Source organism: Microbacterium horticulturae, assembly GCF_029094505.1.
In the GTDB taxonomy this organism is placed as follows: Bacteria; Actinomycetota; Actinomycetes; order Actinomycetales; family Microbacteriaceae; genus Microbacterium; species Microbacterium horticulturae.
The window spans coordinates 2,199,560-2,219,452 of sequence record NZ_CP119108.1 but is presented as its reverse complement, the minus strand read 5'-3'; the positions used below and the strand labels follow the sequence as shown (position 1 = coordinate 2,219,452).

Here is a 19,893-nt window from a genome sequence, read left to right as displayed (position 1 = left end):
GACGGTGAGCGTTCCCCGCCAACTGCCCAACACGATCACGATCGTGCGCATTCTGTGCGCGCCGGTCTTCCTGTGGATGCTGCTGGCCGACGCCGGCGCCGATGGGCCGCTGCGGTGGTGGGCGGCGGTGCTGTTCATCGTCGCGATCGCCACCGACGGCATCGACGGGCACATAGCGCGCAAGAACGACATCGTCACCGACCTGGGCAAGATCCTCGACCCGATCGCCGACAAGGTGCTCACCGGTTGTGCGTTCGTGGGCCTGTCGATCCTCGGCGAGCTCTGGTGGTGGGTCACGATCATCGTGCTGGTGCGCGAGTTCGGCATCACGGTCTACCGCTTCATCGTCGTGGGCGACCACGTGCTCGCGGCGGCATGGATGGGCAAGCTGAAGACCGTGGCGCAGGCGGTGGCGCTGAGTCTGGCGCTGCTGCCGTTCTTCACGCTCATAGGCGACTGGGTTGTGTGGGTGAATTGGGTGCTGATGGCGATCGCCGTCGTACTCACCGTGGCCAGCGGCATCGACTATGTCGTCGCCGAGGTGCGGGCGGCGCGCGCGAAGAGGGCGACCCGATGACGGCTCTGCCAGAGGCCGAAGAGGTTCTGCGGCGACTGGGGGAGCGCGGATGGTCGATCGGCGTCGCCGAGTCGCTCACCGGGGGACTGCTGGTCGCGTCGCTCGTCGACGTGCCCGGGGCCTCAGCGCACGTGCGCGGCGGCGTCGTCGCATACGCCACAGATCTGAAGCACACGATCTTGGGGGTGGATGCCGCGCTCCTGGCCGCACACGGCGCGGTGCATCCGGAGGTCGCACGGCAGATGGCCGCTGGGGTGCGCACCGTCACCGGGCGCGAGGGCGTCGGTGCCGACGTCGGTGTGGCCACCACCGGGGTCGCCGGGCCGGACGCCCAGGACGGACAACCGGTCGGCACGGTGCACATCGGCGTGTCGACGCCGGAGGGCACGCGGGCCGTGACTCTCACGCTCGACGGCGGTCGGGACGAGATCCGCCGCGCGACCGTCCGGCACGCGCTGCGGGCACTCGTCGACGCACTCTGACACGTCGGGAACACCCGGCGTCACAGTTGCGTTTCATTCGGCGATTCCCATGTTTTCCACAGAGCGTGGGATTAGTCTGACCGGCACAGGTGTTGTACTGTTATGCACCCGGACAGCGAGGGAATCACGGTGAGGAGGGGGCCGAAATGATCCTGGTTCGACAAGAGGTCGGCGAAGTGCTGCGCGACTTCCGCCAGCAGAAGGGGCATACCCTCCGACAGGTCGCCGGCCGCGCGAGCGTCGCGCTCGGTTACCTCAGTGAGGTCGAGCGTGGTCAGAAGGAGGCCTCGAGCGAGATCCTCGCTTCGGTCGCCGAGGCGCTCGACGTGCCGATTTCGACCATCATGCGCGAGGTCGGCGATCGTATCTCCGTGCTCGAGGGGTTGCAGACCTTCCCCGACGTCGTCCCCGACGACCTCGTGGCCGAGGTCGGCCCCGAGCTGTCGTTGCGCTGACGCGTGCGGCGCAGCGAGTTCCAGCGCGCGGTCGCCGGCGAGTTCGGCTCGCGAGGCGCGGCATTGATCGCGGATCTGTCCCTGCCGTCGTTGGGCGGACGTACGGCGACTGAGGCGATGGATGCCGGCATTCCGCCGCGCGACGTCTGGTTTGCGCTCTGCGAAGAGATGGATGTGCCCGACTCGCACCGTCATGGTGTGGGACGCCTCGAACCGCGTCGCTGACCGTTCGCCGCGCGGCGTGTCGTCGAAGATAGCTTCGAGGTGCGCGTAGGCTCCTGCACAGGGGAGTCGCGAAGGCTCTTGTCCACAGATTGGGGCGATCCGGCGTTGGATGTCGGAACCCGTCCCTACCGTAGACAGCGTCGAACGACACCCACGCCTTGTCGCAGCATCCACCCCTCCGGGGCGGTCGCGACAGCCTACAGGCGACGGAACACGAGTGCAGAAGGAGCACGTCATGCCCACACCTCAAGACCGCGAGAAGGCCCTCGAATCGGCTCTTGCGCAGATCGACCGGCAGTTCGGAAAGGGCTCGGTCATGCGGCTGGGCAGCGACGAGCGCGCTCCCGTCGAAGTGATCCCCACCGGGTCGATCGCTCTCGACGTGGCCCTCGGCGTAGGAGGACTGCCCCGCGGGCGCATCGTCGAGATCTACGGCCCGGAGTCGTCGGGTAAGACCACGCTCACGCTGCACGCGATCGCCAACGTGCAGAAGGCCGGAGGGATCGCGGCGTTCGTCGACGCCGAGCACGCCCTCGACCCCGACTATGCGAAGAAGCTCGGCGTCGACATCGACGAGCTGCTCGTGTCGCAGCCCGACACCGGTGAGCAGGCGCTCGAGATCGCCGACATGCTGATCCGCTCGGGCGCCATCGACCTCGTCGTCATCGACTCGGTGGCGGCCCTCGTGCCCCGCGCTGAGATCGAGGGCGAGATGGGCGACTCGCACGTCGGCCTGCAGGCGCGCCTGATGTCACAGGCGCTGCGCAAGCTCACCGGCGGACTGAACCAGACGAAGACGACCGCGATCTTCATCAACCAGCTTCGCGAGAAGATCGGCGTGTTCTTCGGCTCACCCGAGACCACCGCGGGCGGCAAGGCGCTGAAGTTCTACGCGTCCGTGCGCCTCGACATCCGTCGCATCGAGACGCTGAAAGACGGGACGGACGCTGTCGGAAACCGCACGCGCGTGAAGGTCGTCAAGAACAAGATGGCCCCGCCGTTCAAGCAGGCGGAGTTCGACATCTTGTATGGCATCGGCATCTCGCGAGAAGGCAGTCTCATCGACTTCGGCGTCGAGCAGGGCATCGTCAAGAAGTCTGGCTCGTGGTACACGTACGAAGGCGACCAGCTCGGGCAGGGTAAGGAGAACGCCCGCAACTTCCTCATCAAGAACGAGGATGTCGCAGCCGAGATCGAAGGCAAGATCAAGACGAAGCTCGGTATCGGCGTGCCCAAGGCCGTTGAGACGCCTGTCGAAGACGAGCTGGCCGAGCGGCGCCCGGCCTGATCGTGGCTGCGGACAACGGGGGCGACGACACGCTCGCCCCCGTCATCCCGCTCTTCGGGGCGACCGATGCCGACTCGTCGGCCGACCCACGAGCGAAGCGAGTCGAAACGACACCACAGTGGCGAACGACGTGGGACGACGACGACCTCCACGACGATCTCTCGAGCATGGCCGACGAGGTCGATGAATGCACGCAGATCGAGCGTGAGATCGCCGAACGCAACCTCACCCGCAAGCTGCGCACGCGTCAGCTGTCGGTGTCGGAGGCTAGAAGCGTCGTCGCCGAGCGCGACCTCGACGAGACGATGATCGAGGCAGTGCTGCACGACTTCGTGCGTCGGGGCTACCTCGACGACCGCGCGCTGGCCGAACAGCTGGTGCGGGCGGGGGTGGAACGCAAGGGCCAGGGACGCACGGTGATAGCGCAGTCGTTGGCCAAGCGGAAGATCCCGCGTGAGATCGTCGACGCGGCACTGGCCGCCCTGCCCGATGACGACGCCGAGCGGGCTCTCGAGTTCGCACGGCAGAAGGCGCGTTCCATGCGCGGACTCGAACACGACGTGGCACTGCGTCGTCTCATCGGGCAGCTCGCGCGCCGGGGCTACGGCGCTGCGGCGATGGATGCCGCGCGTCAGGCGCTGGACGAACTCGCACAGTGATGCGGCCTCGCCGTCACGCGGCGGCGAGCACCTCCTCAAGGCGTGCGACGGTGGCTGCGTCGCCGAGCGCGGTGCCCGGCAACGCAGCGGTGGCCGCGCCGCACGCCATCGCGGTGCGAAAGGCTTCCGCTCCGCCGCGTCCCTGCGCCAGCCGCAGGACCATCCCCGCGAGAAAGGCATCGCCGGCGCCCACGGTGCTGCGCACGGTGACCGGCGCCGCCGGTAGCTGGAGTACCTCGTCTTGCGAGACCAGCACGGCACCGGCCCCGCCCAGGGTGAGGGCGACGTAGGCGCTGCGCCCGTCGGCGATGAGTTGCTGCGCCGCGTGGATCTGCGTGTCGAGGTCGGAAATGTCGGCGTCGACGAGCTCGGCGAGCTCTCGCCTGCTGGGGGCGACCACATGCACGTGCTCGTCGAGCGCGGCGCGCAGCGAGGGTCCCGACGCGTCGATGATCGCGTGGGCGCCGCGCCGGGAGGCGAGCCGTGCGACACGGGCGTAGAAGTCATCGGGCACCCCCGGCGGCAGACTGCCGCTGGCAACGATGTAGCCGCCCTCTGGCAGGTCCTGGTCCACGGCGTTCAAGACCGCCTGCCATTCGCGCTCGGCGAGTTCAGGACCCTGCAGCACGAAGCGGAACTGCTGCCCGGTTGAGTCCTCATCCACGGTGAAGCTCTCGCGGGTGCTTCCGGCGATCGGGATCACCCGAGCGGGGAGCCCTTCGGCTTCGAGCAGCTGCCGGTAGGCCTGGCCGGTGGGCCCGCCGGCCGTGTACAGCGTCGTCGTGATGCCGCCGAGGTTCCGGATGGCACGAGAGACGTTGACACCCCCGCCGCCGGGATCCAACCGTGTGCCACCGCACCGCAGCTTGTGCTCGGGAACGACGCGCTCTGTTGACGTCGTGACGTCGAGCGCAGGATTCACGGTGACCGTGAGGATGGGGGCGTGGGGGCGTGCATCGTCGGACATGTCGCCAGAGTAGCGAGGTCCAGATTATGAGAGCGGATTAATATATTCTCGCTATGAGAACGAATGTCCCGATGGACCGCGCGCATTCGTCATCGACACAGCTCAGACCGAAGGGAACCGTATGACCGCCACCCCTCCTGCACCGGAGTTCACCGCGCCGGGACCGGCACCGAAGAAGAAGCCGCACGTGCTCAGCATCATCGCGCTGATAGTCGCCGTCATCGGATTCATCTTTGCGTGCGTTCCTGGCGCTCTCATCGTCGGCTGGATCCTGCTGCCTATCGCCTTTGTGCTCTCGCTCGTTGCGCTTTTCCTCAAGGGAAGCAAGTGGCCGGCGATTACTGGCCTCTTGCTTGCGATTGTTGGGACGATCGTCGGGTTTGTCGTATTCTTCGCGCTCGTCGCCAACGCGGCTACAGAAGCGTTCGGGACCGAGACCACCAGTTCCCAGTCATCCACAGGCTCCGGCACCGAAGAAGCCGCCACGGCGGCGAAGGAAGACACGGAGAGCGACTACACAGTGACCATAGATGACGCCACTCAGGCGAAGGACTACGAGGGCAAGCCGGTCCTCGTGGTCGATTTCACCTTCACGAATAACAGTGATGAGGCTGCGAACTTCATGTTCGCCGTGTCGACGAAGGCGTTCCAGGACGGTGTGGAGCTGGACGACGCGATCCTCACGGACGATGCATATGACTCTTCGAGCGCGACGAGGGACATCAAGCCAGGCAAATCGATCCCCGTGCAGTGGGCATACAACCTTGATGGAAAGAACGACGTCACGATTGAGGTGTCGGATCTTCTGAGCTTCGACGACGCTCCGACGGTCACGAAGACCTTCACCGTCAAGTAGCCGACGCGGCGGAGAGGGAACGAGCTTGGCGTCGGGCATGGACAGGCGCCAAGCTCGTTCGTCGTCTCGGTGTCGAGTTGCTAGCCGGAAGGAGGGCTGCCTTGGCCACCCGAGAATCCGCCACCCGAGAATCCGCTGCCCGAGAACCCACCGCCGGAGAATCCGCCGCGACCGCTGTTCGAACCGCTCAGCCCCGAGAGGCCGCTGCTCGACCCGCTGTCGTCGTCGCTGTCGGACGTGATCGCCTGGTCGAAGTCGGCGAGGATCACCTGCTGGCCTGCTTCGAGGCCCTTCGTGATCTGGATCCGCTCGCTGCCCTGAGCGCCGACCTCCACTGAGACCGTCGAGGGGGCGCCGTCCTTCAGCACCCGCACCGTCGACGTCGAGCCGGCCGTGGTGACCGCCGATGTGGGCACGGTGAGCACGTCTTGCGAAGTCGACACCGTCACGGTCGCCCGTGCCGTCGCGCCGATGCGCAGCGCGTCGTCGCCGGCATCGATCGCGACGGTCACCGAGTACGACGGCGTCGATGTCTCGGAGACGTTCTGCACTCCGATCGTCGCGACCCTTCCCGTGTAGGTCTTGCCGAACGCGGGAAGGGTGATCGAAGTCGTCTGCCCGCTGGCGACCTTGGCGATCTTCGCGAGCGGCACGGTGGAGGTCACGATGTACCCGCCGTCGCTCTGCACCGTGATGACGGCGCTCGTCGAGGCGGCGGAGACCTCATCACCCTTCGCCAGGGACACGGAGACGACTTTGCCGGCGATCGGGCTCGTGAGGGTTGCGAACGTGAGGTTCTGCTTCGCGATGGCGACGTCGGAGGCGGCGACCTCGATCTGGGCGCGATCGGCGAGGATGTCTTCCGCGGTGATGGTCTTCGTGCTCGCTCCCGAGCTGGAGCCCGAGACGGAGCCCGAGGGGCTGCTGCCCGTTCCCGCGGAAGTGGAGGTGGTGGATGCCCTCGCGGCGGCAGACGTGCTCGCCGAGGTGGACGGCGTCGGGGCGGCCGACGCGCGGGGAGATGCGCTGGGCGCAGGGGTGCTTGCGGAATCACCGGTCACCCTGCTGGACGATCCGCTCGTGTTGCCCTTGAGCGCGGTCGTCAACGCCGCCACGGCATCGTCGAGGGCATCCGCGGCCTTCTGGAGCGCGTCCTGCGCATCTGCCGTCGCCTGCTGCGCGTCGAGAGTGTCGGAGATCGACGTCTGGCAGTCCTTCAGCAGCGACTGGCTCGCGGCGAGCTGATCGGCGGCGGTCGAGCCGTCTGTCGCGTCCGTCGTGCCGGCGTCGGATGGGGCGGCGTCGGTGTCACCGGACGTCGCATCGGCGGAGTCGTCGGATGCCGCATCGGCGTCGGTGTTCTCGCTTGCGCCGTCGGAGGTGGTGCCGTCGCTCGCACCGTCGGCCGCGGCATCCGCGTTTGTCGACGGAGTGAGGGTGCCGTCGGCGTCGATCGTCGCGTCGAGGAACGGCGCGCAGACCGTCTGCGCGTCCGCCGTGGCCTGTGCCGACGTGCTCTCCGCGTCCGTCGCGATCGCATACTGGCCGAGCAGCGCCTGCTGGGCGTCGGTCACCTTCTTCTTCGCGGCCGTCACGGCGGCGCTGGAGTCGGCGGGAGTCGTGGATGTCCCCTCTGCCGAACCTGGCTGGGTCGAACCGTCGTGTGTCGAACCGGAGGGCGAGGAGCCTCCCGAGCCGGTGGGGACGGTTCCGGCGGAGGGCGAGCTAGCAGATGTTGAACCGCCGGACGATGAGCCGCCGCCGGACGATGAGGATCCCGTCGGCTCGGTGGTACGGGAAGTGCCCGTGCTCTGGGCGTCCAAGTCGTCCTCGAGCTGCTGCTTGGCCGAGGCCAGTGTGTCTTGGGCGGTGGTGACGGCGCTCTTCAGCGAAGTCTTGTCGAGGGTCGCGAGCTTCTGCCCGGCGGTCACCTCGTCACCGAGGGCGACGAGCACCGAGCCGACCGTCCCGGAGACCTGGAACGCCGCAGCCACACTGTCGGCGGATGAGACCTGGCCGGTCAGGGCGAGCGTCTCGGTGACGTCCGCCGTTTCCGCGGTCGCGAGCCGATACCCTGCGTCGTCACTGCGGGTGGTCGCGAACGCGACACCGGTTCCAGCGCCGACGACGAGCACGGCGACCGCGCCGGTGGCGATGAGCTTGTTGCGTCGCGTCGCCAGCAGCCCGCCCAGCCCGTGACGCGCGGGAGCGGTCTCAGCCATTCGTGGTCCCTTCGTCGTCCTGGCCGGGACGCTGTCCACCGTGGCCGCCGAAGCCCATACCGGTCGAGCAAGTGCCGTCGTCGGACGGGTCGGACAGGGTCAGCGCCGTCGCATCGAAGCCGCCCTTGTCGTCGGCGGTGCCGGTGGCCCGCACGCACAGCCCCTCGGCGATGGCGCCGGCCGTGGCATCCTTCGTCGCCGTCACAGTCGTGTCGCTCGACAGGGTGACCGTCTTCGTGGAGGTCGAACCGTCCTGCGACGTGGTCTGCACGGCCAGCGACGTGGTGCTCGCCTTCGTCACCGAGCCGGTCGTGAATCCGCCGAACCCGCCGCGCTGCCCGCTCGACGGCATCCCGGACGGAGCGCCTGAGGGAGCCGTGCCGTCCTGCGGCATCCCCGTCGGCATCCCGCCGGCCTGGCCCTGCGGCATGTCGGTGGGCGCGCCACTCGGTCGCGCGCCGCCGCCGAATCCGCCGCCCCCGCCGAATCCGGTCGAGCACGTGCCGTCGTCGGCCGGCTGTGTGACGGTGACCGTGGTGGCCGTGTCGTCGTCCTGTCCGGTGATGGCAGTCACGCAATCGCCGACGGCGATGCTCGACGCCTTCACCGTGCTGGTCTGCCTGACCGTCGTGTCGTCGGTGTAGCGCACCGTGGTCTGCTCAGAATCGCCCTGCACCTGCACGGTGCCGTCGTCGACCGCGGCGATGAGACCGAAGACTCCGCCGCCTCCGGCCTGGTCGCCGCCGTTGGGCTGTCCCTGTGCCGGGGAAGATGCGCTGGGCGCCGGGTCGGCGCTCGCCGAGGCGCCGGAGCAACCGGCGAGGGCGATCATGAGCGCCGCGCCCCCGGCGAGCGAGACGGCGAGAGCCGTACGGCGGCGGGTGAAGGTGATGTTTCGCATGGATGTCTCTTCTTTCGTCATTCGCTGCGAAGCGCGTCGATGGGGGTGAGGCGTGCGGCGCGGGTCGCCGGGTACACGCCGAAGACGAGGCCGATCGCGACGGCGACGCCCAAGGCCAGGAACATCGTCGGCACGGAGGCGATCACGGAGCTGCCGATGAGCGGGGGAAGCACCCAGGTGGCGACCAGACCGATGAGCACACCGAGCACGCCGCCACCGAGGCCGAGGATGGCCGCTTCCACGAGGAATTGACGGCGGATGGCCCCCGGCGGTGCGCCCAAAGCTTTGCGCAGCCCGATCTCGCGGGTGCGCTCGGTCACCGACACCAGCATGATGTTCATCACGCCGATGCCGCCCACGAGCAGAGAGAGCGCGGCGATGCCGGTCAGCAGCACGGTCAGCGTCTGGTAGATCGAGGTCGCGGTGTCGACGAGGGCGTCTTGGCTCGACACGGTGAAGTCGGCGCTGTCGGCGTCGGTGATGCCATGCACGTTCATCAGGATCGCGTTCACCTCCTGGTACGCCGCCGACAGCACCTGATCGGAAGCCGCCTTGACATAGATCGTCGACACGCTGTCGGCGCCGGTCCCGCCCATGACGGTGTCCGCTGCGGTGGACAGCGGGACCACAGCGAGGTCGTCGAGGTTGGTGGATGAGCTGGAGCCGGCGGCGGCCAGCACGCCGATCACCTCGAAGTCGGTACCGTCGATGGTCATCGTCTGACCGATGACGGATGTGGTGCCGAACAACTCGTCGGCGGTCTCCGAGCCGATCACCGCGACGTGCGCCTCGGCGTCGTACTGCTCCTGCGTGAAGAATGAGCCGACCGCGAGCGTGCGCGAGCGTACCGTCGGCCATGACACCGACGTTCCCGTGACGCTCGTGGTCCAGTTCGTCGTACCCGCTTCGAGCGACAGCGACGAGGTCTTCTCCGGTGCCACGCCGCCGACGTCGGGCGCCGCCACCGATGAGTGCAGTGCCTCGGCGTCGGTCGCCTTCAACGTCGCCGCCGAGCCGAAGCCGCCGCGCACGCCGCTCGAGTCGGTGCTCGAGCCGGGGGAGACGATCAGCAGATTGCTGCCCAGCGAACTTATCTGCTCGCTCACATCCTTCTGGGTGCCCAGTCCGAGCCCGACCGTGACGACGACCGCGGCGATGCCCACGAGGATGCCGAGGATCGTCAGCAACGACCGCAGCGCGTGCGTGCGGATAGCGTGCCACGAGGTGGCGAGAGTCTCCGACCAGTTCACGCGGCGGCCTCCTCGGCGTGCGTGTTCGAGACGATTAGGCCGTCGCGCACCGTGACCATCCGTCGCGCCCGGCGCGCGACGTCGTGCTCGTGGGTGATGAGCACGATGGTGCGGCCGGCGGCGTGCAACTCGTCGAATAGGCCCAGGACGTCATCCGTCGAAGCGGAGTCGAGGTTTCCGGTGGGCTCGTCGGCGAGGATCATCGTCGGGTCCCCGGCCAGTGCCCGGGCCACCGCCACCCGCTGCTGCTGGCCACCCGACAGCTCGCCAGGACGGTTGTTCAGACGGTCGGCCAGGCCCACGCGCTCGAGGGCCGCCGCGGCGCGCTCGCGCCGCTCGTTCTTCTCGACCTGGCCGTAGACCATCGGCAGCTCGACGTTGCGCAGCGCGGTCAGGCTCGGCAGCAGGTGGAACTGCTGGAACACGAACCCGATCTGTCGATTGCGCACGCGTGCCAGGGCGACCTCGCTGAGCTTCTCGACGTCTTCGCCGCCGAGGCGGTACGAACCGCTGGTCAGCACGTCGAGGCATCCCAGGACATTCATCAGCGTCGACTTGCCCGACCCCGACGGTCCCACGATCGCGACGTATTCGCCCTCGTCGACGGTCAGATCAATACCGCGCAGGGCCTCGAACGAGATCTCCCCGCTGCGGTACGTCTTGCGGGCGCCGGAGAGTTCGATGACGGCGCTCACTGGTTGCCGCCCTGACCGCCGGGGAAGCCGCCGCCCTGGCCACCCGTGCTGCCGCCGGGGAAGCCGCCGCTGGGCATCTCCCCGCCGCCGGGGAAGCGGCCCGTGCCATTCTGGCTGTTCTGCGTGCCGCTGTCGCCAGAAGCGCCTCGCGGAGTGAACGAGGCCACGAGCACCGAGTCGCCCTCGCTGAGGCCGGAGGTGATCTCGGTGTAGTCCTCGGCGGTGTCGCCCGTCTTCACCGTCGTCTTCTTCTGCGTGCCGTCGGACGCCACGACCGTGACGGTGCTCGTGCCGTCGGCGGTCGTGACCGCCATCGATGGGACGGCGAGTACGTCGGTGCGGCGCTCGTACACGATCGAGATGTCGACCGAGACGCCGTCGAACAGGCCCTTGCCCTTGCCGGTGATCGCGATGGTGACCGGATATTCGGCCGACCCCGACGTCGTGGACGGCAGCAGCCCGACCTCGCTGACGGTGCCGTAATACGCGGTGCCGTCGTCGGTGCTCAGCTCGACCTGGTCGCCCTTCGTCACGTTCGCGATGTCGGTCTCACCGACCGAGACATCGACGGCCCAGGAGTCGGTGCTCACGATCGTGAAGGCGGCGCTCGACGAGCTCGACGAGCTCAATGAAGCGGACGTGGATGCTGTGCCCTGTCCGCCGGCAGACGAACCGCCCGTGCCTCCTGAGGTGCCGCCCGTGCCGCTCGAGGATCCGCCCGATGATCCCGACGAGATCTTGTCGCCCACGGCGATGTCGACGGCGCTCACCAGCCCCGCGTCGGGGGCGACCAGAGTCGCGTCGTCCATGGCGTCTTCGGCATCCGACACCGAGGCTTTCGCGACGTTCACGGCCGCTTCAGCCGCCGAGACCTGAGCCGTGGCGGCGCTCGTGCCGTCCGCGGCATCCTCCGCCGACGCCAGCGTCGCCTTCGCTTCGGCCAGATCCGCCTTGGCCTGGAGCAGGTCGGCCTTCAGCTGGAGGGTGTCGACGGTGGCCAAGGTCTGCCCCTTCTTGACCGTGTCGCCCGCCGCGACCTTCACGGCGGTCACCGTTCCCGACACTGCGAAGCTCACGCTGTCTTCGATGGCGGGGGTCACGGTGCCGGTGGTCGACACCGTCTTCTCCATCGTGCGCAACGCGGCGGTTGCGGTACGGGTGATGGTCTGGGTGGCGTCGGCCTGGCTGGGGATCGCGAAGCCGAAAGCCCAGACCGATAGGCCGACGGCGGCCACGGCGGCGATGCCGGTGGTGAACCAGGCGCCTCGGGGGACGCTGCGGAAGAATGTGCGCGCTGTCATGCGGATCGGCTCTCCTCGGGTGAGCTCGCGATGCGGGTCGGCGACGACGGTACGCGGCGTGGCGATGGAAGACGTTTCGGCCGGTGATGAAAGTCCTATGGCGGCCCAGCCCGCTCCCGCGTCGGTGCGGGCCCGAACCCGCTCGTCGCCTCGTAGAATGGCCTGATCATGTCTCTTGTCTCTTCTGCCGTCTCCTCGGCGCCGACGCTCATCGCGCCATCGGCCGCCGCCGTCGACGCCGACGGTCGCATCCGCACGTACGAGGTGCGCACCTTCGGCTGCCAGATGAACGTGCACGACTCCGAGCGGCTGGCCGGTTCTCTCGAGAGCGCCGGCTACGTTCCCGCCGCCGACGATCAGGACCCCGACGTCGTCGTGATCAACACCTGCGCGGTGCGCGACAACGCGGCCGGCAAGCTGTATGGCACGCTCGGGCATCTCAAGAGCAAGAAGGACGCCCACGCCGGCATGCAGATCGCCGTCGGGGGATGCCTCGCCCAGATGGACAAGCAGGCCGTTCTCGACAAGGCGCCCTGGGTCGACGTCGTCTTCGGCACGCACAACATGGGATCTCTCCCCGGCTTGCTCGAACGCGCTCGGCACAATGGAGAAGCCGAGCTCGAGATCCTCGAATCTCTCGAGGTGTTCCCCTCCACGCTGCCCACCAAGCGTGACAGCGCGTACAGCGGCTGGGTGTCGATCTCCGTCGGCTGCAACAACACCTGCACGTTCTGCATCGTCCCGAGCCTGCGCGGCAAGGAGAAGGACCGCCGGCCCGGCGACATCCTGAACGAGATCCGCCTGCTCGTCGACGACGGGGCCGTCGAGGTGACGCTGCTCGGCCAGAACGTGAACTCCTACGGCGTCGAATTCGGCGACCGGCAGGCGTTCGCGAAGCTGCTGCGCGCGACCGGCGACATCGAGGGGCTCGAGCGCGTGCGCTTCACGAGCCCGCATCCGGCGATGTTCACCGACGACGTCATCGACGCGATGGCAGAGACGCCGAACGTCATGCCGCAACTGCACATGCCGTTGCAATCGGGCAGCGACCGCGTCCTCAAGGCGATGCGCCGCTCCTACCGCAGCGCGAAGTTCCTGGGCATCCTCGATCGCGTCCGCGCGAAGATGCCCGACGCCGCCATCACGACCGACATCATCGTGGGCTTCCCCGGCGAGACCGACGAAGACTTCGAAGACACCATGCGCGTGGTCGAGCAGGCCCGGTTCTCCAGCGCCTTCACCTTCCAGTACTCGATCCGCGAGGGCACGCCCGCCGCGACCATGGAAGACCAGGTGCCCAAAGAGGTCGTGCAGGAGCGTTACGAGCGACTGATCGCCCTGCAAGAGCGCATCTCGCTCGAAGAGAACGAGATGCAACTGGGCCGTGAGGTCGAGGTACTCGTCTCTTCCGGTGAAGGAAAGAAGGATGCCTCCACCCACCGTCTGACCGGACGCGCCCGCGACAACCGGCTCGTCCACTTCGAGGTGCCGGCCGGCTCCGACCTGCCCCGCCCGGGTGACATGGTGACGGTGACCATCACCCATGCCGCCCCCTTCCACCTCCTGGCCGACGCGCCCGACGGTGCGCCGCTGCGCATTCGTCGCACCCGCGCCGGCGACGCGTACGAGCGCGGGCAGTCCGACTCGTGCGCGGTGCCCTCGCACGGCGGTGCATCCGGCGGCGCGGTATCGCTGGGCATGCCCACGATCGGTCTGCGGCCGTAGTTCGTTGAGCTCACTGTGGGCGATCGTCGGCGCCACGGGCACCGGCAAGACGGCGCTTTCGCTCGATCTGGCCGATGCGCTCGCCGACTCGGGCACGCCGGCCGAGGTCGTCAACGCCGACGCTATGCAGCTGTATCGCGGCATGGACATCGGCACGGCCAAGCTGCCAGAAGCGCAGCGCCGTGGCATCCCACACCATCTTTTCGATGTGCTCGGTGTCACCGAAGACGCGGCCGTGGCCCGTTATCAGGTCGAGGCGCGCGCCGCGATCGAGCAGATCTTCGCGCGCGGAGCCGACGCGATCCTGGTGGGGGGCTCGGGGCTGTACGTGTCGAGCGTGCTGTACGACTTCCGTTTTCCGCCGCGTGACGACGCCCTGCGTGCCGAGCTCGAAGAAGAAATCGCCGAACAGGGACCCGCGGTGCTGTATGCGCGACTGCACGCCCAGGATCCGGCGGCGGCCGCGAAGATGGACTCGCGCAACGGACGCCGGATCGTCCGGGCGCTCGAGGTGCTCGCGCAGGGCGAGGCCACGCACGGTGCCGCGTTGCCGGATGAGCCCGTGCTGTGGCATCCCGACACCCGCATCATCGGCACCCATGTCGAGCGTGCCGAGCTCGTGCCCCGGCTCGACGAACGCGTCGCGCAGATGTGGCGCGACGGTCTGCTCGACGAGGTCGCCCGGCTGCGCGACACGGGTCTGGAGCGCGGCACGACCGCCCCGCGCGCCATCGGTTACGCGCAGGCTCTTGCGCAGCTGAAGGGCGAGATGAGCGAGGCCGATGCCATCGCGCAGACGCAGGCGCTCACGCGCCGTTACGCGCGTCGGCAGGTGTCGTGGTTCAAGCGCTACGCGGGTCTGCGGTGGGTGGATCCGGGGGTGGATGCCGCAAGCCTGCGCTAGCGGCGGATCGCCGACGCGTGACGGTGTCGGTGGCCCCCGCCATGCTGAGGTGATGGCCACCCACTTATACACGGCGTCGAGCCTCGACGGGTTTCTCGCCACGACCGACCACTCGCTCGATTGGCTGCTCAGGCAGAGCATCGATGAGAACGGCCCGATGCACTACTCGGCGTTCATCAAGGGCATCGGCGCGCTGGCGATGGGCGCGTCCACCTATGAGTGGATCCTCGCGCACGACGACGGACCGTGGCCCTACACACAGCCGACATGGGTGTTCACCCATCGCGAGCTGCCCGTCGCTGCCGGCGCCGACATCCGCTTTGTACGAGGCGATGTGCGCCCCGTGCACGCCGCCATGACCGCGGCCGCCGGCGACGACGATCTCTGGGTGGTGGGTGGGGGAGAACTGGCGGGCCAGTTCGCGGACGTCGGGCTTCTCGACGAGGTGTGGGTCCAGTACGCCCCGGTCACGCTCGGTGCGGGTGCTCCGCTGCTACCGCGCACGCTCGATCTCGAACTGGTCGAGGCGGCGCGCAACCGCGACTTCCTCTGCGGGCGGTACCGGGTTCTGCGATCCTGACCCGCCCGTAGGATGGTCCCGATGACCACCACGATCTCCTTCACCAAGGGCCACGGCACCGGCAACGACTTCGTCATCGTGCCCGACCTCGACGGCGCGCTCGACCTGTCGACCGATCAGGTGGCAGCCCTGTGCGATCGCCACGTCGGCATCGGCGGCGACGGGATGCTGCGGGTCGTGCGGTCCGCGGCGATTGCGGCGGGGGTGGATGCCGCGGCCGCCGGCGCGGAGTGGTTCATGGACTACCGCAATGCGGACGGCTCGATCGCGGAGATGTGCGGCAACGGCATCCGGGTCTTCCTGCACTATCTGCTGAAGACCGGCCTCGCGCAGCTGCCTGAGCACGGCGAGATCCTTATCGGCACCCGCAACGGCCCGTTGCGCATGACCCGGAGCGAGCTCGGCTATGAGGTAGATCTCGGTGCTTTCCGTGTCGAGTCCGGCGACGTGCTCGTCCGCGCCCGGGGTCTCGAGGTGGCACGGCCCGGGCTCGGGGTCGACGTCGGCAATCCGCACGTGGTGGTCGCGCTGTCCAGTGACGCCGAGCTTGACGGGCTCGACCTCACGGCGATCCCGATCCTCGAACCGGCGCCGCCGGCCGGCACCAACGTCGAGTTCGTCGTGCCCGCAGACCCGCTGGTCGTCGACGGCACCGGTCGGGTGCGCATGCGGGTGTTCGAGCGGGGCGCCGGCGAGACGCTCAGCTGCGGCACGGGCGTGAGCGCCGCCGCGCTCGCGGTGCGCGAGTGGGCCGGAGCATCGGCCCCCGACAGCTGGCGGGTGGAGGTGCCCGGCGGCACGCTCGGTGTGCGCATGGTCGGCGATCATGTGCTGCTCTCCGGGCCCGCGCAGCTCGTCTTCTCGGGGCAGATAGCGCTGGCTTGACGGGTCATGCGTACGCGGCGGAGCATATGGTGACGCGCTCGGACGTCTTCTACGCGGAGCTGCCCTCCGACGTGATCCACCGTGCCGTGCACGCCGCCCTCGGCGACCATGTGCACGTGCGGTCGTGGCGCGAACTGCACGGCGGTCTGTACAACCTCACCTACCTGGTGACCCTCGACAGCCACGACTGCACGCGGGTCGTCCTGCGTGCGGGGCCGCCGTCCGCCCACGAGTTGCGCAGCGAGTTGCGGCTCCTCAAGAGCGAAGTGTCGGTGCTGCCGCTGTTGGCGAATCTGTCCGTCGAGGTTCCGCGGACGATCGCGTTCGATGGGAGTCGGTCTGTGCTGGACCGCGATGTCGTACTCCAGACGGTTGTGGAGGGCGTCCCCGCCATTCCGGTGGTTCGGGAGCTGTCGGGCCCTGCCCGCGCCGCGTACTACATGCAGCTCGGTCGGATCACTCGCGAGGTGCACGCGATCGAGGGCACCGCGTTCGGAGCCGTGCTCGGGCCGCCGCGCACCCGCCTTGCCGAGGCGCTCGTCGACGCGTTCGAAGCGATCACGGCGGACTGTCGCGCGCTCGCTCTCGATGAGGGTGACCTGCCGCGCGTGTCGGCCTGGGTCGCTTCGCACACGGACGTGTTCGAGGGCGTTGTGACCCCACGCCTGCTGGCGGGCGACCTGTGGACGCCGAACGTGCTCCTCGCTCACGCAGAGGCCGCGCAGCCGGTGATCACCGGCGTGGTGGACTTCGACCGGGCGTGGTGGGGCGACCCGGCCGCGGACTGGACGATCTGGATGGCGCGGCGATTGAACGCACCGGACCGCGATGCCTTCTGGGACGGCTACGGCGCCCTTCCGTACACCGACGAGGGGGCGGCCGCCCGCTCGCTCGTCTACGAGGCGCGGCATCTGGGCGCGGTGCTGCTCGAACGGTCGAGGCTGGGCGCGTCGCCCGAGCGCATCGCGGAGACGCGGGATGCTCTCGGCACGATCTCCGCGGCGCTGGCCTCGCTGTCGTTCCGCGGCTCATGGTCCGTTCAGGGTGGTTCCATAGGCTGGATTCCGAGCGACGCGATCGGAGGCACATGATGCTGACAGACAAGAGAAGGCTGCTGTGGGCGGGGCTCGTGGTCGCCGGAGTCGCCGTGATGAGCGGGTGCAGCGCGAGCACTGCTCCCGACGATGCCTCCACCACGGAGGGCGGGGCTCCCGCGGCATCCACCGCCCCTGTTCCCGGCGCCACGGAGACCACCCCCTCCGCCGATGCATCGGCACGGACGGCAACCGCCCTCACCGCGATCGACACGGCCGAGAAGGCCGTGAGCGACGGTCAGGTGTTCGACCTCGAGCTCGACACCGATGACGGCGTGACGCTGTGGGAGGTCAAGGTCGCAGGCAGGGGCGGCACGCAGTTCGACCTCGAGCTGTCTGAAGACGGCACGACCGTGCAAAGCAAGCACGAGGACACGACTCCCGACGACGACATCGCGAAGCTGGCGACGTCGACGCTCACCGTGCGCGATGCCCTCGCGGCGGCAGCCGAGCATGCCGACGGCGACGCCAAGGTCACGGCCGCCGAGATCGACCGCGAGCGTGACGGCACCATCACCTGGGAGGTCACCCTCGGTGGCGACGACGGCATCACCGTGGTGATGGATGCCGCGGATGGCCGCGTGATCCGCTCCGGTCCCGACGCGGGCTGAGTGCTGACGAGCGAGGGCTCACACTACGGCAGCTCGATGGGCTCCGTCATCGGGGTCCCGTGGCGCCGCACCTTCAGCACACGATAGCCGCGGCCGGTCGCCGCGCGATGAACGCTGAACGTGTCGTCGAGAGTGGCGGCGAGCCAGCGCTGCAGCGAGTCCGAACCGAGATTGCGCTGCACCACCAGCCACGCGTCGCTGCGCTCGTCCAACCGTGGCAGCCAGCGCAGCAGCATGTCGTGCAGCACGTTCTTGCCGACCCGGATGGGCGGGTTCGAGCGGATGCCGCGGAACACGATGTCGGCGGGAACATCGTCGGGCAGCACGGCGTTGATGTTGTCGAGGCCGAGGGAGGCGGCATTGCGACGGACCAGATCGAGAGAGCGCTCATTCACGTCGACGGCCCAGACCGTGGCGTGCGGAGAATCCAGCGCGATGCTCAGTGAGATCGGGCCCCAGCCGCAGCCGAGGTCGAGGATGTCGCCGCCCGGCGGCGGCGGAGGCGTGTTCGCCAGCAGCACCTGGGTTCCGGCATCCACGCGGTCGGGACTGAACACCCCGCCGGCGGTCGTGACCTCGATGTCGCGACCGGCCAGACGGACCGTGATCGTGCGGAGATTCTCGGCACTGGCGGGCGACGCGCTGAAGTAGTGGTCACCGCTCATGATGCATCAGCGTAGTGGAAGGAAGCGCCGTGCCGGAGACTAGAGTTGATCGAATGGATGAGACCACGCCGGACCCGGTCGATCGCGTCCTCGCGCGCGCCGACGCGCACTCCGGAGTGCGCGTGTTCGGCGCCGCGCAAGCGCTGCAGGACGAGACGAGCGCCGTGGGCGGCGACACCGACGGCGAGCAATGGGATCGCGAGGAGCGCGCGGCTCTGCGCCGGGTGCCCGGGCTGTCCACCGAACTCGAGGATGTCACCGAGGTCGAGTACCGCCAGCTGCGGTTGGAGAACGTCGTGCTCGTCGGCGTGCACCCGCAGGGCGAGACCGAAGACGCCGAGAATTCGTTGCGCGAGCTGGCGGCCCTCGCCGAGACCGCCGGTGCTGTCGTGCTCGACGGCATGCTGCAGCGGCGCCCGCATCCTGACCCCGCGACGTATGTCGGCCGCGGCAAGGCGCTGCAACTGCGTGACGTTGTGGCGGCGCTGGGCGCCGACACCGTGATCGCCGACACCGAGCTCGCCCCCAGCCAGCGACGCGCCCTCGAAGACGTCGTGAAGGTCAAGGTCATCGATCGCACCACCGTCATCCTCGACATCTTCAGCCAGCACGCCAAGAGCCGGGAGGGCAAGGCGCAGGTCGAGCTCGCGCAGCTCGAGTACCTGCTGCCGCGCCTGCGCGGCTGGGGCGACTCGATGAGCCGTCAGGCGGGCGGCCAGGTCGGTGCCGGGGGAGCGGGCATGGGCTCGCGCGGTCCCGGTGAGACCAAGATCGAACTGGACCGGCGCCGCATCCGCACCCGGATGGCACTGTTGCGCCGACAGATCAAGGAATTCGGCCCCGCCCGCGAAGCCAAACGCGCCGAGCGCAGGCGGCACACGGTACCGTCGGTGGCGATCGCCGGCTACACGAACGCGGGCAAGTCATCGCTGCTGAACCGGCTGACCAGCGCTGGTGTGCTCGTCGAGAACGCGCTGTTCGCGACGCTGGATGCCACGGTCCGGCGATCCGAGACGGCGGACGGGCGCGTATACACGCTCACCGACACGGTCGGCTTCGTGCGCAACCTGCCGCATCAGCTCGTCGAGGCGTTCCGCTCGACCCTTGAAGAGGTCGCCGACGCCGACGTCATCCTGCACGTCGTCGACGCGTCGCACCCCGACCCGGCCGCACAGCTGGCGACGGTACGCGATGTCATCGGCGACGTGGGCGGCCGCGACATCCCCGAGATCGTGGTCTTCAACAAGGCCGACCTCATCGACGACGACACCATGCTGCTGCTGCGCGGACTGGAACCGGCGGCGCTGTTCGTCTCGAGCCGTACCGGGGCGGGCATCGACGAACTGCGCGAGCACGTCGAGCAGACGCTGCCGTTGCCGGCCGCCGAGGTCACCGCCCTCGTGCCGTATGACCGGGGCGATCTCGTCTCCGCAGTGCACGAGACCGGGATCATCCTCGATCAAGCGCACGAAGAGGGCGGCACCTTCCTGCACGCCCGCGTGGGAGCGCACCTTGCGGCGCAGCTCGCACCGTTCCTCGTGGCGCGCTGAG

Annotated in this window: 21 protein-coding genes; 14 read left to right on the top strand and 7 right to left on the bottom strand. The window is 68.7% G+C overall.

Translation table 11 applies throughout. The features are described 5' to 3' along the window. The first annotated feature begins 4 nt into the window (after positions 1 to 4). The 6 genes from pgsA to PU630_RS10710 all read left to right on the top strand — a co-directional run bounded on the left by pgsA (position 5) and on the right by PU630_RS10710 (position 3,686). Positions 5 to 577 (top strand): CDP-diacylglycerol--glycerol-3-phosphate 3-phosphatidyltransferase, encoded by a 573-nt coding sequence (gene pgsA, locus PU630_RS10735; protein ID WP_275277061.1) that lies wholly within the window; start codon positions 5 to 7, stop codon positions 575 to 577. Continuing rightward, entirely contained in the window at positions 574 to 1,059 is a 486-nt protein-coding gene (locus PU630_RS10730; RefSeq protein ID WP_275277060.1) for a CinA family protein, read from the top strand. The genes pgsA and PU630_RS10730 overlap by 4 nt, the downstream gene beginning before the upstream one ends. 146 nt (positions 1,060 to 1,205) lie before the next feature. Continuing rightward, positions 1,206 to 1,514 (top strand): helix-turn-helix domain-containing protein, encoded by a 309-nt coding sequence (locus tag PU630_RS10725; RefSeq protein WP_275277059.1) that lies wholly within the window; start codon positions 1,206 to 1,208, stop codon positions 1,512 to 1,514. Positions 1,515 to 1,517: 3 nt separating this feature from the next. After that, positions 1,518 to 1,739 carry a DUF3046 domain-containing protein gene (locus PU630_RS10720; protein WP_275277058.1) on the top strand — a complete coding sequence of 74 codons (222 nt, stop codon included), beginning with the start codon at positions 1,518 to 1,520 and terminating at the stop codon, positions 1,737 to 1,739. Positions 1,740 to 1,974: 235 nt separating this feature from the next. Next, positions 1,975 to 3,027: a recombinase RecA gene (gene recA / locus PU630_RS10715; protein ID WP_275277057.1), complete on the top strand. Its 1,053-nt coding sequence runs from the start codon at positions 1,975 to 1,977 to the stop codon at positions 3,025 to 3,027. Positions 3,028 to 3,029: 2 nt separating this feature from the next. Next, complete coding sequence (locus tag PU630_RS10710; protein WP_275277056.1) at positions 3,030 to 3,686, top strand: regulatory protein RecX; 657 nt, start codon at positions 3,030 to 3,032, stop codon at positions 3,684 to 3,686. Between the two features lie 13 nt (positions 3,687 to 3,699). On the opposite strand, the gene PU630_RS10705 is transcribed toward PU630_RS10710, so the two are convergent. Next, positions 3,700 to 4,653: a 1-phosphofructokinase family hexose kinase gene (locus PU630_RS10705; protein ID WP_275277055.1), complete on the bottom strand. Its 954-nt coding sequence runs from the start codon at positions 4,651 to 4,653 to the stop codon at positions 3,700 to 3,702. 121 nt (positions 4,654 to 4,774) lie between these two features. Here PU630_RS10705 and PU630_RS10700 point away from each other — a divergent pair, with 121 nt between their 5' ends. Further along, positions 4,775 to 5,509 carry a DUF5067 domain-containing protein gene (locus PU630_RS10700; protein WP_275277054.1) on the top strand — a complete coding sequence of 245 codons (735 nt, stop codon included), beginning with the start codon at positions 4,775 to 4,777 and terminating at the stop codon, positions 5,507 to 5,509. A gap of 80 nt (positions 5,510 to 5,589) precedes the next feature. Here PU630_RS10700 and PU630_RS10695 read toward each other — a convergent pair whose 3' ends face one another. From PU630_RS10695 to PU630_RS10675, 5 genes are read right to left on the bottom strand one after another with little or no spacing between them, the layout of a single operon-like run. Beyond that, positions 5,590 to 7,731 (bottom strand): permuted SH3 domain-containing protein, encoded by a 2,142-nt coding sequence (locus PU630_RS10695; RefSeq protein WP_275277053.1) that lies wholly within the window; start codon positions 7,729 to 7,731, stop codon positions 5,590 to 5,592. Beyond that, the gene (locus PU630_RS10690) at positions 7,724 to 8,632 is read right to left on the bottom strand and encodes a hypothetical protein (RefSeq protein WP_275277052.1); all 909 of its coding nucleotides are present in this window, start codon (positions 8,630 to 8,632) and stop codon (positions 7,724 to 7,726) included. The genes PU630_RS10695 and PU630_RS10690 overlap by 8 nt, the downstream gene beginning before the upstream one ends. A 17-nt stretch (positions 8,633 to 8,649) precedes the next feature. Continuing rightward, positions 8,650 to 9,882, bottom strand: coding sequence for an ABC transporter permease (locus PU630_RS10685; RefSeq protein WP_275277051.1), 1,233 nt, complete (start codon positions 9,880 to 9,882; stop codon positions 8,650 to 8,652). After that, entirely contained in the window at positions 9,879 to 10,577 is a 699-nt protein-coding gene (locus tag PU630_RS10680; RefSeq protein WP_343075840.1) for an ABC transporter ATP-binding protein, read from the bottom strand. Before PU630_RS10680 ends, PU630_RS10685 begins: the two co-directional genes overlap by 4 nt. Then, positions 10,574 to 11,878, bottom strand: coding sequence for an efflux RND transporter periplasmic adaptor subunit (locus tag PU630_RS10675; protein ID WP_275277050.1), 1,305 nt, complete (start codon positions 11,876 to 11,878; stop codon positions 10,574 to 10,576). Before PU630_RS10675 ends, PU630_RS10680 begins: the two co-directional genes overlap by 4 nt. A gap of 168 nt (positions 11,879 to 12,046) precedes the next feature. Here PU630_RS10675 and miaB point away from each other — a divergent pair, with 168 nt between their 5' ends. Genes miaB through PU630_RS10645 form a run of 6 tightly spaced genes read left to right on the top strand, consistent with a single transcriptional unit; the run spans position 12,047 to position 17,677 of the window. Next, positions 12,047 to 13,603, top strand: a complete 1,557-nt coding sequence (miaB, locus tag PU630_RS10670) for a tRNA (N6-isopentenyl adenosine(37)-C2)-methylthiotransferase MiaB (RefSeq protein WP_275277049.1) — start codon at positions 12,047 to 12,049, stop codon at positions 13,601 to 13,603. Between the two features lie 4 nt (positions 13,604 to 13,607). Continuing rightward, positions 13,608 to 14,507: a tRNA (adenosine(37)-N6)-dimethylallyltransferase MiaA gene (gene miaA, locus PU630_RS10665; RefSeq protein ID WP_275277048.1), complete on the top strand. Its 900-nt coding sequence runs from the start codon at positions 13,608 to 13,610 to the stop codon at positions 14,505 to 14,507. A 52-nt stretch (positions 14,508 to 14,559) separates the two neighbouring features. Beyond that, on the top strand, positions 14,560 to 15,087 hold the full coding sequence (locus PU630_RS10660) for a dihydrofolate reductase family protein (RefSeq protein WP_275277047.1): 528 nt from the start codon (positions 14,560 to 14,562) through the stop codon (positions 15,085 to 15,087). Positions 15,088 to 15,108: 21 nt separating this feature from the next. Continuing rightward, entirely contained in the window at positions 15,109 to 15,972 is an 864-nt protein-coding gene (gene dapF / locus PU630_RS10655) for a diaminopimelate epimerase (protein ID WP_275277046.1), read from the top strand. Between the two features lie 26 nt (positions 15,973 to 15,998). After that, positions 15,999 to 17,063 carry a phosphotransferase family protein gene (locus PU630_RS10650; protein WP_275277045.1) on the top strand — a complete coding sequence of 355 codons (1,065 nt, stop codon included), beginning with the start codon at positions 15,999 to 16,001 and terminating at the stop codon, positions 17,061 to 17,063. Beyond that, on the top strand, positions 17,060 to 17,677 hold the full coding sequence (locus PU630_RS10645; protein ID WP_275277044.1) for a PepSY domain-containing protein: 618 nt from the start codon (positions 17,060 to 17,062) through the stop codon (positions 17,675 to 17,677). Before PU630_RS10650 ends, PU630_RS10645 begins: the two co-directional genes overlap by 4 nt. A 23-nt stretch (positions 17,678 to 17,700) precedes the next feature. On the opposite strand, the gene PU630_RS10640 is transcribed toward PU630_RS10645, so the two are convergent. Beyond that, complete coding sequence (locus PU630_RS10640; protein ID WP_275277043.1) at positions 17,701 to 18,342, bottom strand: class I SAM-dependent methyltransferase; 642 nt, start codon at positions 18,340 to 18,342, stop codon at positions 17,701 to 17,703. A 215-nt stretch (positions 18,343 to 18,557) separates the two neighbouring features. Between PU630_RS10640 and hflX the strand changes: the two genes are divergently transcribed. Then, positions 18,558 to 19,892 carry a GTPase HflX gene (hflX, locus tag PU630_RS10635; RefSeq protein WP_428982006.1) on the top strand — a complete coding sequence of 445 codons (1,335 nt, stop codon included), beginning with the start codon at positions 18,558 to 18,560 and terminating at the stop codon, positions 19,890 to 19,892. The last annotated feature ends 1 nt before the right edge of the window (position 19,893 follow it).